Source organism: Photorhabdus noenieputensis, from assembly GCF_018448935.1.
Lineage (GTDB): Bacteria > Pseudomonadota > Gammaproteobacteria > Enterobacterales > Enterobacteriaceae > Photorhabdus > Photorhabdus noenieputensis.
Window position 1 is genome coordinate 373,021 of the sequence record NZ_RCWC01000001.1, and the last position, 14,432, is coordinate 387,452.

A 14,432-nucleotide genomic window follows, 5' to 3' on the forward strand; every position below is an offset into this window, starting at 1 on the left:
AAAGGAATAATTAAATATCTTTATAGCTTATGGGGTTAATTATTTTTCGTATGTTTTAAGTAACAAGTGATTCAATGTATTTCAATTGAAAACATATCGTAATAATTAAATTTATCTTGTGTGAATTATCTTAAATAATTTACATGTTGGAAAATTTATTCTGGAAAATAAATTTCGATGATGTATATGGTCACTAATATCGCATGATCTATAAATTCCTGGTGAATAATAGATTGGATGATGATAGAATATTTGCCATTGTAGTATTGGCAATAAAGAAATGATTAAGACCGGGATTCTGTCTGAATCCCAGCCTTTTTGTTAATTACGACAATGGCGGAGTTGGCCAGTCAATTTCTGGTGCGTTTGAAATATCAACCCGGTTAAGCATAACTCGGTATTTTTTCATTCGTGTGAGATATAAATTGCGTTCTTTGGTTTTCCGCTATGGATATCAATTCCTCTTTCGTTAGTGGTGGAATATCTTTCCAATAAGGAAGGGCATTTTCGCCATAGGAAAGTATTTTTCCTATGGGAGGTATTCCCGAAAATTCATTGAATATATCATCAGTTACAGGTAAAGGGTCATTTGGCCATGAGCCTGCTTCAATATAATCCTGCTGTAATGATAGCGGATAAAATGCTTTATTTGATGCGCTAAATATATAGTTTTTATCGTTCATAATTTTCTGCTAGTTTTAATTAATACCCTATTGCCATAAAAAATGTAAAAGTAGTGAGTTTATGGTAATTAAGGTTTTTATAACACCGAAACTGATGCTGATTTTCTATTGTTGCTGAGAATATACCTGCTGCTTGAGGGTCATTACCACGGTGAGTTAACGTGATACTAAAACATGCATTTGGGAATGGTATTGGAAAATTATTTAAATACCCTGCTTGAGGGTCGCTATGGTTATAAACTTGTGCTAATCCCCACATTAAAATTAAACCCGAAGGCAATTTTTGCCAACCGTTCTTAACCAAGTTTGCTGTGAAAAACGACATGTCTGGAATTTGATTAATTCCATTTCCCACTTTCAGGTTTGCAGCTTTATCTAAACCTAAGTTTTTCACAAACTCATTTTTATTAGGAATATCTGCGCCGTTTTGCGTTTTTTCCAGTCTGTTATTGGCGTTATTATTTATATCGGAGACAAGCTTCTGTGTTGCAGCCAGTGTATTACTATTACCAATTACATCTGTGAGTTGAACAACACCTTTTTGTGTTAATGAGGCATCGGGAACTTTCTTTATAAATTTTTGTTCTAGCGCTTTATTTAATTGCTCAGTGAGTTTGGCTATATTGCCATCATCCAAAACATCACTGCCAGATTCTGTCGCAATAAAATCAGCTACAACAGAGGCTATTGTGGACGATTGTCGTAATGCTTTATTTAATACATGACGAGAAATCGTATCATCTGGTGGAAACCCATTTTTTAAATCTTTCTCTCCTTCATATCTTTCTTGACTCACTACATTAGCGTTATTACCAATAGAAAACGCTTTAAAATCATTTTTTGGATTCATGTTTATTTTCCTAAAATTCAATAGTGGGTTTTATAGATAATATCTTAAATTATTGTAGGGGTAATTTCTCAACGCTCATAGTATAGAGATGAGAAGAAATAATTAAATATCTTTATATCTTATGTGATTAATTATTTTCGTATATTTTAAGTGATAAATAATTCAATATGTTTCAATTTAAAGTGTGTCAAAATAACTAATATCTATCTTATGAAAACCATTTGAAATAATTTTCATGCCAGAAAGTTTATTCTGGGAAGTAAATTTCTATGATGGGTAATGTAACTAATATTGCATGAATTAGCAAATATTGACGGAGAATGGCTTTTATAACGACATAATATTTACTATTGTAGTATTATCAATAATAAAATGATAAAGACCGGGCGCTGTCCTAATCCCGGCCTTTTTATTAATTACGATAATGGCGCAATTGGCCAGTCAATTTTTGGGGCTGTTGAAGTATCAACCCGGTTAAGCATGACGCGGTATTTTTTCCATTCTTTGAGTAATCGTATTTCTTCGTCTGTTGCGATATCAAGTTCTTCTGCATCAGAAAGTGGAGTTATTTTTTCATTTGCCAGAGATATAAATTGTGTTTTTTGGTTTTCTGCTATAAATATAAATTCCTCTTTTGTTGGTGGTGGGATATCTTCCCAGCAAGGAAGACCATTTTCGTCAGAGGAAAGTATTTTTCCTATAGGCGGGACGCCCGAAAATTCATTGAATATATCATCGGTTACAGGTAAAGGATCATTTGGCCATGAGCCTGCTTCAATATAATTCTGTTGTAATAATAGTGGATAAAATGCTTTATTTAATGTACTGAATGCATAGTTTTTATCGTTCATAATTCTATACCAAATTTAGTTAAATAATCATCATAATGAATTAATTTTTTAATTAATATCCTATTGCCCTAAAATAGGTATAAACAAAAGGTTGGCCGTCACCTGAACCTCTATAACATTTGAATTGACTCTGATTTACTACGGATGCCCCGAATATTCCTGCTGCTCTCGGGTCCCAATCATTGTGAGTTAATGTGATGTTAAAACATTTATTTGGGAACGGTATTGGGAAGTTATTAACATATCCGAGATCAGGTCTTCCTCCGGCAGAAACTCGTGCTATTCCCCACATTTCAATTAAACCTGAGGGTAATTTTTGCCAACCACTCTGAACCAAGCTTGAGGTGAAAGATGACATATCTGGAATTTGATTAACTCCAGTTCCGACTCCCCGTTTTGCGGCTTCATTTAGCCCAAGATTTTTTAAAAATGCATTTTTATTGGGGATATCGGCACCGTTTTGCGTTTTTTCTAGTCTGTTATTGGCGTTATTATTTATATCTGAGACGAGCTTCTGAGTTGCAGCCAGTGTATTACTATTGCCAACCATATTTGTAAATTGAACAATACCTTTCTGTGTTAATGATGCATCGGGAATTTTTTTTGTAAGTTTTTGCTCTAATGCTTTATTTAATTGTGAAGTAAGTTTTATTGTATTACCGTCATCCAAAACATCACTGCCAGATTCTGTCGCAATAAAATCAGCCACAATAGAGGATATTATGGACGATTGGCGTAATGCCTTATTTAATAAGTGAGTGGGAACATTATCTGGAGGAAATCCAGAATACAAACTCTGACTTTCTTCGTATCTTTCTTGACTGACTACATTAGCATTATTGCTAATAGAAAATGCTTTAAAATCATTCTTATGGCTCATACATATATCCTTTAAGTAAATAATATTATTTTGTAATTAACACATTGATTTATAGTATAGATGATTTATCGAAATTAATTTCAATCATAGTCTACGGCAAAAATTAGATAATAATATTTCATTATTAATTAATTGATTGATTAATAATGTGTGGCTAGTGATAATAAATTTTTTAATATTTTTTAATAGAAAGAATATATCAAAATTTTTTATTTTACATTTGGAAATTATTTCATCTTGTCTATTTTGTCAATTTTTAAACAGTTTTAACAAGTTTTATTAAAATAGATGGTGTCAGAATAGTGGTTACGAAAGTGGTATTATTTTGTCTGTTGATTGAATTGTTATATTTTTTTGTTTGCTCTATAAATATAGGTAAATATTCCTATCAAATAGGGAGATAAATTTTTCCTAAAAAATAAAATGGGAAAAGGGCTGCCATGCAGCCCATAATTTTAATCAGCAATATAAATTTCTGTAATATCAGGACAATCTTCTTTGTTTACTATAGATAACCTCAGCCCTGAATCTGACGAATGCACAACGAGCCATCCTCTTGAACCATATCCGGCACCAACCAAAATATTATCGATTGGAGGCATTTGTAAAGGTAAAAATATACCTGGACTACCAGTACGTAAATATATACATCTTCCTCGTATGTCCTGACTCAATAATATGCTACTTCCGCTGTCTCCACCGGCTCCTATTTTCCGCCATCCCTGATTAGGACCTTTCTTTTGATATCGCTCGTCGGATTCTGAGCGTGAATATGCCCCCACATCTCTGGCTTCCAGATTGATGTCTTCAACCAGCGCTTTGCCGTTAATTTTCCTGTTATTAGGAACCGCATTTTTCGCCAATGCTACGGTTTCTGATAAACCAAGTTCATTTATAGTCGGTTTGTTTTTGGTTGTATAAATGCTAGTCCAATCTTCTTCAAATCCATAATTATCACGAGCCGAGCGATAAGCGATACCCCCATTTTTGTAATGCACTTTCAACTGAAAAGCCGGACAGCTCCCAACTCCATTATAGAAATGCACAACATGATCACTAAATTTCGGATGCAGTAAATCATATGACCCTGAATCTACATTCCACGGGACTTGGTTATCAACAGAATATTTTCCTGTTAATCCGAGTTTAAATGCCCCCACATCACTAGCCCCTAAAGTGATATCTCCAGTCAGGGCTTTACCATTAATTTTCCTACTATTCGGCACAGCATTTTTCGCCAAATTGACGGTTTCCAATAAATTGAGATTTTTCACAAACTCATTTTTATTGGGAATATCTGCCCCATTTTGGTTTTTGGCTAATCTATTGTTAGCATTATCATTTATATCAGAAACGAGCTTCTGAGTTGCAGCGAGTGAATGACTATTACCAACAACATCTGTAAGTTGAACAATACCTTTCTGTGTTAATGAGGCGTCGGGAACTTTTGGTATCATTTTCTGTTCCAGTGCCTTATTTAATTGATCGGTAAGTTTCTCTATATTTCCGTCATCCAGAACATCATTGCCAGATTGTGTCGCGATAAAATTAGCAACTACAGAGGATATTGTGGATGATTGACGTAATGCCTTATTTAATATATTAGTGGTGATACCGTCGGGTGCAAACCCAGTCTTCAAATTCTGACTTTCTTCATATTTTTCTTGGCTCGCTGCATTAGCATTAATACTAATAGAAAAAGCCTTAAAATCATTTTTAGGACTCATACTATACTCCTTAAATTAAGTGGTAAACTTTATAAATAACATATTGAATTATTGTGAAAGTAATTCCTTATTTAATGCGTTGAATACATGGTTTTTATCGGTCATAATTTTTTCTATGTTAATTAAATGATTATGGCAAATTGATTTTTATTAAATTAATATCCTATCGCCCTAAAATACGCGCCAACAGGCGTAGGATGATTAGTAGGGCTTCTATAACATCGGAATTGACTCCGATCTACTACGTGTACTGAACATATTCCGGAGTCTTGAGGGTTATAACCACCGTTAGCTAACACAATATTTAAACATGCGTTCGGAAATGGTATTGGGAAACTATTTAAATACCCGGCTTCCATAGAACCATAGCCGTGAACTAATACAAACCCCCACATTTCAATTAAACCCGAAGGTAATTTTTGCCAGCCGGTAGAACTTAGGTTTGCGTTGAAAAACGACATATCTGGAACCTGATTAACGCCAGTTCCTATTTCCCTTTTTGCAGCTTCATTTAAACCTAAGTTTTTTATAAACGTATTTTTATCAGGAATATCTGCGCCGTTTTGTGCTTTTTCTAATGCGGAGTTGGAAATTTTAGTTATAATTTTTTGTTCTAATGCTCTATTTAACTGGGTGATTAGTTTAACAATATTCCCATCATCCACAACATCATCGCCAGATTGTGTTGCGATAAAATCAGCCACGGCAGAGGTTATTGTTGACGATTGACGTAATGCTTTATTTAACACATGAATAGTAATATATTCTGGTGGAAACCCGGTTTGTAAATTCTTACTTGTTTCATATTCTTGTTGACTCACTACGTTGGCATTGTTATTAATAGAAAAAGCTTTAAAATCATTCTTGGGACTCATATACACTTTCCTTAAATAAAATAATGTTCTGTTATAATTAGCATGTTGAGTTATATTATAGGCAATTTATCGAGATTGAGTTCAATTATAGTCTACTCCAAAAAGAGGATAATAAGATTATATTATAACTTAAACGATTGATTGTTTATGTATGATTGATGACAATAAATCGTTTAACATCTTGTAATCGAAAGCATATTTAAGATGTTTATGTTTCATGTCTGAAAATTATTTTATCTTATTTCTTTAGGCAATTTTCCCAATGGTTTTCATAAGTTTTATTAAAATACAGGGTGTAAAAATAGTAGCTACGAAAATATTGATATTTTATCTATTGGTTAGATTATTATATTTTTCTATGCTTTCACCATAAATACAGAAGATTATCTTTATCAAATAGGAAGGGGAGTCATCTTCTAAAAAAATAAAAAAAGGGCTGCCATGCAGCCCACAATTCTAATCATAAATCATACTTGACCGGAGTAATACTTCAAAAGCATCGGCAATCGGCCGGTCAAAACAGTCATTATCATCACTGAAAAAAATCGGGGATAGAATAATGCCCGGTATTGATAATTTTATTATTCTGGTATTTGTGGCCACTCAATATCTGAAACCATTGAAGTATCAACACGGTTCAGTAATACCACATACTTCTTCCAGGCAAGTAATAATGCTTTCTCTGCGTCTGAGGCCATCTCAGTCTCAATAGCATATTGTAATAAAATGATGGCTTCATTAGCTTGTTCGCGAAGAATGACACGGTGTTGTTCCGCCTGTTTCATCTGATTGGCTTTTTGAGCTTCAATATCTGTTACCCATTTTTCGCCATCCCACTTATCAAAATCGGTGCTTGGTTGTTTGAATGTCAGCGTTTCTGGTAATTCACCCGGTTTAATGATTTCCTTCTGTTCCACAGTTTGGGTGTTGTAAGCTATTTTCCCGCGATAATCTGGTACCATTTGCCAGCCGGTTAAATCAGGTGAACGACAGGCGACATATCCCTCTTGGGTTTCAGGTGGTGCGTCTGTGCAGGAATTGGCAGGAAGGCCGATACCAACGGGAAGGTACTCATCAGAACTGTTTAAATATTCCAGCGTAATCGCATCGTAATTAAACACAACGATATTTCCGGCACTGATGGCAATATTATTTTTATCCAGTATAGCCTTATTCATCATGCAATCCTCACAATGTAATTAAATGCCACATTTCGTGGGCGTGTTTCTATTCCCGTTGAAGCAGCAATCGCATTATCCATATAACCGTAACTCCCAGATCCCATACCGATAGCGATGCCTATTCCGCGAGGATCAATGCCGTAGTTAACGTTTTGGTAGATACTATTGAGAATACGGCCTGCTGCACCTACCCCGTCGGTTCCGCCATTTGAGTTGGACCACATTCGGACAACCCTATGACTATGTGGAGCAATATCTGCCAGTTGCCCAGATAATAGGTATCGGCCAATATCCACTCCACGCCCATCATCCCAGCCCCGGATAAATTCACCCCGTAAATCAGGTAATCTACCAGTAGGATAAGCTTGCGCTAATTTTGGATATAAAGTTTGATCAAAGATTGCTCCATTGCATTTCACCCACCCATTTGGTGGTATGTCAGTCGGCCAAGGGAGTGGTATTCCTACCGGGATTTCTTCAAGTACCAACGTGCTCATTATGCTGCCCTCATCGTATAGTTAAACGCTAGGTTATGTGGCTTTGATACCCCTATATCGGTAATCCGCCACTAGGATAAACTTCCGTTAATTTTTGATATAAAGTTTTATCGAAGATCGCTCCATTACATTTCACCCACTATTTGGTGTATGTCAGTCGGTCAAGGATGTGGTACACCTACCGAAATTAACTTTTCCGGTTTTTCATAAATACATTTTTATTAGGAATATCTGCAACATTTTGTAATTTTTTCAAAGCGTAATTGGAAATTTCAGTTATAATTTTTTGTTCTAACTCTCTGCTTAATTGAGTGTTAGATTTAACGATATCACCATTATCGAGAACACTATCACCAGATTGTATCGCGATGAAATTAGCCACAGCAGAGACTATTGTTGACGATCGACGTAATGCCTTATTTAATGAATGAGTGGGAACATTATCTGGTAAAAATCCAGAATACAGACTCAGGATTTTTTCGTATTTTTCTTGATTTACTACACCAGCATTATTGCTGGTAGAAAAATCCTTAAAATCATTTTTTGGACTCATATAGTTTCCTCAAATTAGGTTATGTATTTATAGACCATACCTTGAGTTGTTGTAAAGATAGTATCCGTTCATTTATAATTTAGTTCAGAAAAGGAATCATGGAGTGATTTATAACTTAAGTTGTTAACTATTTATATGTGGCTGGTAGTAATAAATAATCAATGTTTTATAATTGGAAATATACCAAAGCTATTAATATCTTATTTCTATAAATTATATACCCTATGGATTTCAAGATACATCGCGACGGCAAGGGAGAGAATCCCCGGGAGCATAGCAAACTATGTGACCGGGGTGAGCGAGCGCAGCCAACAAAGAGGCAACTTGAAGGATGACGGGTATAGTTAACTATTAAGATCCCATTATCCACCTAAATTCAATATTTGCTCCCTGAGTAAAAGTGAAGTTGGCGGCTGTAATTCTATAGGAATAAAGAGCGTTAGGAGGTGCATAAAGTATTTTACTTTCTCCATATATGACATCGATATAATTATAGAGCTGATATTCTCCAAATGGGGCCGCCCAGTAAAATGAAACCCTAACTGGTGCTGGGCCTCTGTTTGTTATAACGGCATTATAAACTGGCAGAGGGAGTACTATATTACTATGACTATCAATCTCGATAGTTTGATTAGGGGCTATGTATATAGTGCCTTTCTGTGGGTTTGTTTGGTGTTCTGGTTTCATTATATTATCTCCTTATTATGGCAGTTGTTTGGTTGTTTATATAACAGGTGATTTCATCTGTTATATTTAACTTAACATTTTCCTCAAATGGTTAAATATTGAAATTTATCAGTGATGTAAAAGGAATTTCTTAGATTAAATATAGGGGAATAAATAATAATATCTCTATTATCATTGCTAATGTTCAAAATTATATTTTATTTAACGAGGCTAAAGTTAATAAAATTAACTGGATTATTTCCAAAATGGCGTTGTTTTTATTTAAGCAAAGGAGTAGATTGTGTTACGTTATAATAATGTTTTATTTTATTTTCATTAATAACATAATTATTAAAATAAATTTATTGATTGTTTTTACACTGATGTTAGCTTTGTATTTGAAAATTTATATGTAAATAAGCTTTTGGTAAATGAAATCTATTATTTTTTGTGAGGAGGGTAAATGAGTAATAAAAATGACTTTAAAGCGTTTTCTATTAGTAATAACGCTAATGTCGTGAGTCAAGAAAGATACGAAGAAAGCCTGAGTTTATATTCTGGTTTTCCACCAGATAATATTCCCACTCACTTATTAAATAAGGTACTACGTCAGTCATCGACAATAGCCTCTGTTGTGGCTAATTTTATGTCCACTCAGTGTGGAAAGGATGTTTTATACCCTATGGATTTCAAGATGCATCGTGACGGCAAGGGAGAGAATCCCCGGGAGCATAGATAACTATGTGACCGGGGTGAGCGAGTGCAGCCAATAAAGAGGCAACTTGAAAGATGACGGATATAGATAATGGTGATTTGGTAACCCTTAATTAGTATTTTAAAATGAATAACAATCCTAACTTGTTTCGGATTGTTATTCATTTAAAGTAAATATAAAGATGTTATAAAATAGAGTTGTATTATATATTCTATTGTTAATTTTTTGGATATTTTAGTAGCAAGAAATATATAAAATGATCTCGGGGATCTATTCCCAATGGATTAATAAGAAAATATATCTGGAAAGTAAGTAAAATAAATCGTTATAATTACCCCTGATACAACCAAATGAGATACCGCAGTGATTGAAGTATATAGTGATGAATATTGGATGCAGCAGGCCATTGAACGAGCAATAAAGGCGTGGGAGCAGGGGGAAATACCTGTTGGCGCTGTATTGGTCGCTGATAATAGAATCGTCGCAGAAGGTTGGAATCAATCTATTATCGCGCATGATCCCACCGCTCATGCTGAAATTATTGCGTTACGCAAAGGGGGAGAGCGGTTACGAAATTATCGTTTGATAAATACCACCTTATACGTCACGCTTGAGCCTTGCACTATGTGCGCTGGTGCTATGATACATAGCCGAATACAGCGGCTGGTTTATGGCACCAGTGATATGAAAACTGGTGCCGCGGGTTCTTTGGTTGATATATTGCGCCATCCTGGCATGAATCATCAAATTGATATTACCAGTGGCGTGCTTGCTGAGGAATGTTCGACGATGTTGAGTGCTTTTTTCAAACAACGTCGGCTGCAACATAAAGCATTAAAAGCCGCCAGAAAACAGCAGGAAGAAAATCAATAGATATTATTGATTCACTCTTTTAGTACCCATATATGGTACTCGCCGTTTATCATCTCTGCGCCCTCTAGAATTTTTTCAAAGCCAGGGAACTTGTTATTCCATTCACCGAGTTGGCGAATATATTGTAACCGGGGCGCAAGTTCATCACCAAAACGTTCTCCCGGTAGGATTATTGGTATACCTGGTGGATAAGGAATAACACTCACAGCCGATATGCGCCCTGCCAGTGCATTAAGTGGTAGATGTTCAGTACGGCCTCCCATATGATCAAGGTGTGCTTGTCGGGGGAGTTTCACTATCTCAGGTAATTGGCTAAATGATTTCTTTTGCTCAATATCCATTTCATATTCTTTTATATACCCAAATATCTTATCCGAAATATCCTTTAGCCCCATATTTTCATAATATTCAGGGTATTGCTTCGCGAGTTTTGGCAAACATTGTTTAAGTGAAGTATTAGCGTCATAGTGTTTCTTGAAATTCAACAACACATTGATCAATGTTCCCCATTTACCTTTGGTGACGCCAATAGAAAACAGGCAAAGAACGATAAAATCGGTGGTACGTGCCGGCACAATATCATGCTGACTGAGATAAGCGGAAAGGATTTCGGCTGGAATGCCACTTTCCAGCAATTCATCATTATCATTCATTCCTGGGCATAAAATACCAACTTTTGTTGGATCTAGCAGGCACCATTCTTCTGATAGATTGGTAAATCCATGCCATTTGTCTCCCTCTTTTAATACCCAACAGGAAGGGTCCGTTGCCAATTGTTCTCTGTTGGCGTCATGGAAAGGAATTAATTTACCGCTATCTGCGCTGATAATCTCTCTGGCATTCCAGGGTAAGAAGAACCAATCATCTTTTTGTTTAAATTGATGATGGATTTTTGCTAATGTCAGACGGAAGTCTACGGCTTCATTAATAGCGTTTTGTATCAGTCTTTGCCCCTGTGGGCCATCCATCATGGCCGCTGCAATTTCATTAGTGGCGATAAGCGAATATAGCGGTGAAGTTGTGGCGTGCATCATATAAGACTCGTTGAAACGGGAATGTTCAACGGGTTTTTTACCATTGCGGATATGGATATAGGATGATTGTGATAGCGCTGCCAACATCTTATGTGTGGATTGAGTGGCAAATATTGTCGGACCATTATTGTCAAAATCATTTGGGTCATCACGCATTGAGTATCGATATTTATACATAGGATTAAAACGAGCATAAGCAAACCAAGCTTCATCAAAGTGAATTTGATCAACACTTTTTGCCAATAAACTTTCTGCTTGTTCTGCGTGATAACATATTCCATCGTAAGTACAATTGGTGATGACTGCATAAACAGGTTGATTGTCTACTGCACACTCTTTTAGTGGGTGTTTATTAATGAGTTGTTGGATATATTCTGGTTGAAATTGATCTCTGGGAATCGGGCCTATAATGCCATAGCGGTTGCGTTGAGGAATAAGATATACGGGCAAAGCTCCAGTCATTATTAAGCCTTGTCCAATAGATTTATGGCAATTGCGATCACATATAACAATCTCTTTCTCACCAATAATGGCACCCATGATAATACGGTTAGAACCTGAAGTGCCATTAAGAACGCAATAGCTTTGATGGGCACCAAAAATAGTTGCGGCATATTCTTCTGATTCTTTAATAGCACCTGTATGATCTAGCAGTGAACCAAGTATTTTTCTTTCTATGCCAATATCACTTCGGAATAAATTTTCTCCAAAGAAATTAATTAATTCTCTTCCTGCCGCTGTTTTAGCCAATGCGACACCGCCTTGATGTCCGGGAGCAGTCCAAGAATATTCTGGGGATTCTTGGGTATATTGAAGTAATGCACGAGTAAAAGGAGGTAATAATTGAGCATGATATTTCTTAATTAGTGAACTGGCGCGAGAGGCGATAAATCCAGCCGTGTCTTCAAGCATCCAGACGAATTCATCTGCTAATCCCATAACTTCAAGTGTCAGCGTGTCGATGCTGGAATATTCCGCGGTCAACAATACCGGAATGGTTGTATTGTGTTTGCGTATTTCTTTCAGTAATTCTAAGACTTGTTTATGAGATTCGTAGTTATTATCTCCTGAAGTCCAATCAACAAAAATACAGCATAGTGAGGAATCAGAAGAAACTGTGGCTATACCATCTTGGAATGTAGCCGCCAGGATAACAGCGAAATTGTTCTTTTTTAATGCTTCTATTAGCTCTGTAAAGGCTCGACCATTCGCAGTCGTCGGGCTAAATACATGGCTGCTGACGACCATAATTTTGTTTTGTTCGTTAATGTCTAAATTAATCATGATTTATCCTTTGAGAGAGATAGTGTTCTGATGAATTTAGTATGGTTAGCTGAATTAGCTGTCAAACATAATATAACTGAGGATATATAATGGCTGTAATTGACTCCTTAGGGCCTTATATTTGTTTACTTTTATTTTTATTTTGGTTGATTTTCTTGGGGAATTAATTTTTTCCGGTTTTCTTTGGCCTGTAAATATCCGACTAAACTAAGCTGATAACGGCGAATATTTTCAATATAGCGATAAGCTTCATGTCCACGGGCATAGCCATAGGTAGTATTTGTATAATATTTTTTCTGGCTTAATAGCCGGAGCCGTTTTTTGACATCGAGCCAACTATCAGGATTCCCTTTCTGTGATGCCGTTAGTTTGCGGGCATCTAACATATGTCCATAACCCATATTGTAAGCAGCCAGTGCAAACCAGATACGCTCATCTTTAGGAATATTTTCAGGTAATCGTTTCATTAGATTTTGCAGATAGATCGCGCCTCCCTTAATGCTCTCCTCAGGATCAAGGCGATCAACGACGCCTAACCCTTTAGCCGTCTGACTGGTTAACATCATCAGGCCACGCACACCCGTGGGTGAGGTTGCCTGTGGGTCCCAATGAGACTCTTGCCAGGCAATGGCAGCGAGTAGTTGCCAACTGATATCACCGGAATATTTTTCAAATAGTGGCCGATAGGTAGGCAGAATATTATCGATGGCGCTTAGAAAAGAGAGTGTATCGAAATAATCAAATGAGTGGACATGACCAAAGTATTTCTCCTCCAGTCGTGGCATAACATTTTTTTCCGTTAGCTGACTGAAAAAATCCAGCATGGCCGCGTAAAGGCTGTAGTCGTCAGTGCGTTTTAAATACCATGTCAGCGGGTTATCTTCACTAACATCAAAAGCGACGGCCAGATTAGGGTGAGTACGTTGCTGCAATGCGACATTAATCGAATCACCTAACGTATAATCCAGTTTACCTTCTGATACCTGTTCCAGTAGTTCGCGAGTGTTATATTGCTGTGTCTCCTTCCATTCGAGTTCAGGAAAAAGATCTGTTTTTAACTTTTTCAATGTGCTGACATGAGCAGAACCAGAAGCGACCAGTAGTTTACCTTTTAAATCTTTAAAAGAACGAGGGCGTGGAGTTCCTTTGCGATAAATCAGTTGTTGAGATACAGAATAGTAAGCCGGACCTGCGCGGGTTTGAGCCAGTCTTTCTTGATGATAAGTCAAGCCAGCGGCCAGAAAATCAGCCTCACCGTTTTCCAGGTCATCGAATAACTGATTGATATTTTTTCTGAATTTGATTTCCAATTTGACGCCAAGATAATCCGCAAAGCGTCGTGCCAGCTCGTAATCAAATCCATTTGGTTCTTTCTTACTGGTAAGATGGAGCAGAGGTGAGCTAATGGTGCTGATCCGTAGCTCTCCTCTGGTAATGATCCTGTTAATCTGCTCCTGTTGTTTATTCGGCCAACTGATGTTCAGACTGATGATAGCGGCAGAAAAAAGAGCGATAACAATGATAACGAAATAATTTATTTTTATATTATTCAATCTGTTATCTCGGTGTAACGCGGTGTGGTGCTATGCGGAAACGCGCTATTTTATTATGGTTAAATTTCCAGTGACTGAGCATTTTGCGGAACAAAAACCGGCTGTGCAACCTAATTGATACTATTTGCATGACCTGGCCAAAGGACAATTGGCGGTAATAATCGTCACGCAAACGGTTTCGTCATGGATGACAATCCTCTATAATGTACT

At 36.5% G+C, this 14,432-nt stretch carries 13 protein-coding genes and 1 pseudogene; 2 read left to right on the top strand and 12 right to left on the bottom strand.

Features of this window, described 5'->3' with window-relative positions:
* Positions 1 to 394 precede the first annotated feature (394 nt).
* From EAE91_RS01785 to EAE91_RS01835, 10 genes and pseudogenes are all read right to left on the bottom strand, one after another.
* A pseudogene (locus tag EAE91_RS01785) lies at positions 395 to 683 on the bottom strand (tail fiber assembly protein); the annotation flags it as partial.
* A gap of 19 nt (positions 684 to 702) precedes the next feature.
* The gene (locus EAE91_RS01790) at positions 703 to 1,533 is read right to left on the bottom strand and encodes a phage tail protein (RefSeq protein ID WP_214086987.1); all 831 of its coding nucleotides are present in this window, start codon (positions 1,531 to 1,533) and stop codon (positions 703 to 705) included.
* A gap of 416 nt (positions 1,534 to 1,949) precedes the next feature.
* Positions 1,950 to 2,384 (bottom strand): tail fiber assembly protein, encoded by a 435-nt coding sequence (locus tag EAE91_RS01795; RefSeq protein ID WP_214086988.1) that lies wholly within the window; start codon positions 2,382 to 2,384, stop codon positions 1,950 to 1,952.
* Between the two features lie 52 nt (positions 2,385 to 2,436).
* Positions 2,437 to 3,264 (bottom strand): phage tail protein, encoded by an 828-nt coding sequence (locus tag EAE91_RS01800; protein WP_214086989.1) that lies wholly within the window; start codon positions 3,262 to 3,264, stop codon positions 2,437 to 2,439.
* A gap of 455 nt (positions 3,265 to 3,719) precedes the next feature.
* Positions 3,720 to 4,991 carry a phage tail protein gene (locus tag EAE91_RS24005; RefSeq protein WP_244868594.1) on the bottom strand — a complete coding sequence of 424 codons (1,272 nt, stop codon included), beginning with the start codon at positions 4,989 to 4,991 and terminating at the stop codon, positions 3,720 to 3,722.
* Positions 4,992 to 5,146: 155 nt separating this feature from the next.
* Positions 5,147 to 5,866 (bottom strand): gp53-like domain-containing protein, encoded by a 720-nt coding sequence (locus EAE91_RS01815; protein WP_214086990.1) that lies wholly within the window; start codon positions 5,864 to 5,866, stop codon positions 5,147 to 5,149.
* Positions 5,867 to 6,447: 581 nt separating this feature from the next.
* Entirely contained in the window at positions 6,448 to 7,047 is a 600-nt protein-coding gene (locus tag EAE91_RS01820; protein WP_214086991.1) for a tail fiber assembly protein, read from the bottom strand.
* Complete coding sequence (locus tag EAE91_RS01825; protein ID WP_214086992.1) at positions 7,044 to 7,544, bottom strand: phage tail protein; 501 nt, start codon at positions 7,542 to 7,544, stop codon at positions 7,044 to 7,046. The genes EAE91_RS01820 and EAE91_RS01825 overlap by 4 nt, the downstream gene beginning before the upstream one ends.
* 187 nt (positions 7,545 to 7,731) lie before the next feature.
* A complete protein-coding gene (locus EAE91_RS01830; protein WP_214086993.1) occupies positions 7,732 to 8,097 on the bottom strand; it encodes a hypothetical protein in 366 nt (121 codons plus the stop codon).
* 351 nt (positions 8,098 to 8,448) lie between these two features.
* Complete coding sequence (locus EAE91_RS01835) at positions 8,449 to 8,784, bottom strand: hypothetical protein (protein WP_214086994.1); 336 nt, start codon at positions 8,782 to 8,784, stop codon at positions 8,449 to 8,451.
* A 442-nt stretch (positions 8,785 to 9,226) separates the two neighbouring features.
* On the opposite strand from EAE91_RS01835, the gene EAE91_RS01840 reads away from it, so the two are divergent.
* A complete protein-coding gene (locus EAE91_RS01840) occupies positions 9,227 to 9,502 on the top strand; it encodes a hypothetical protein (protein ID WP_376744720.1) in 276 nt (91 codons plus the stop codon).
* Positions 9,503 to 9,841: 339 nt separating this feature from the next.
* Positions 9,842 to 10,351, top strand: coding sequence for a tRNA adenosine(34) deaminase TadA (gene tadA, locus EAE91_RS01845; RefSeq protein ID WP_214086995.1), 510 nt, complete (start codon positions 9,842 to 9,844; stop codon positions 10,349 to 10,351).
* 11 nt (positions 10,352 to 10,362) lie between these two features.
* Here the strand turns inward: tadA and EAE91_RS01850 are convergent, their stop codons facing one another.
* Together EAE91_RS01850 and mltF are read right to left on the bottom strand one after the other, a co-directional pair.
* Positions 10,363 to 12,669 (bottom strand): Orn/Lys/Arg family decarboxylase, encoded by a 2,307-nt coding sequence (locus EAE91_RS01850; protein ID WP_214086996.1) that lies wholly within the window; start codon positions 12,667 to 12,669, stop codon positions 10,363 to 10,365.
* A 137-nt stretch (positions 12,670 to 12,806) separates the two neighbouring features.
* Positions 12,807 to 14,222, bottom strand: coding sequence for a membrane-bound lytic murein transglycosylase MltF (gene mltF, locus EAE91_RS01855; protein WP_214086997.1), 1,416 nt, complete (start codon positions 14,220 to 14,222; stop codon positions 12,807 to 12,809).
* Between the last annotated feature and the right edge of the window lie 210 nt (positions 14,223 to 14,432).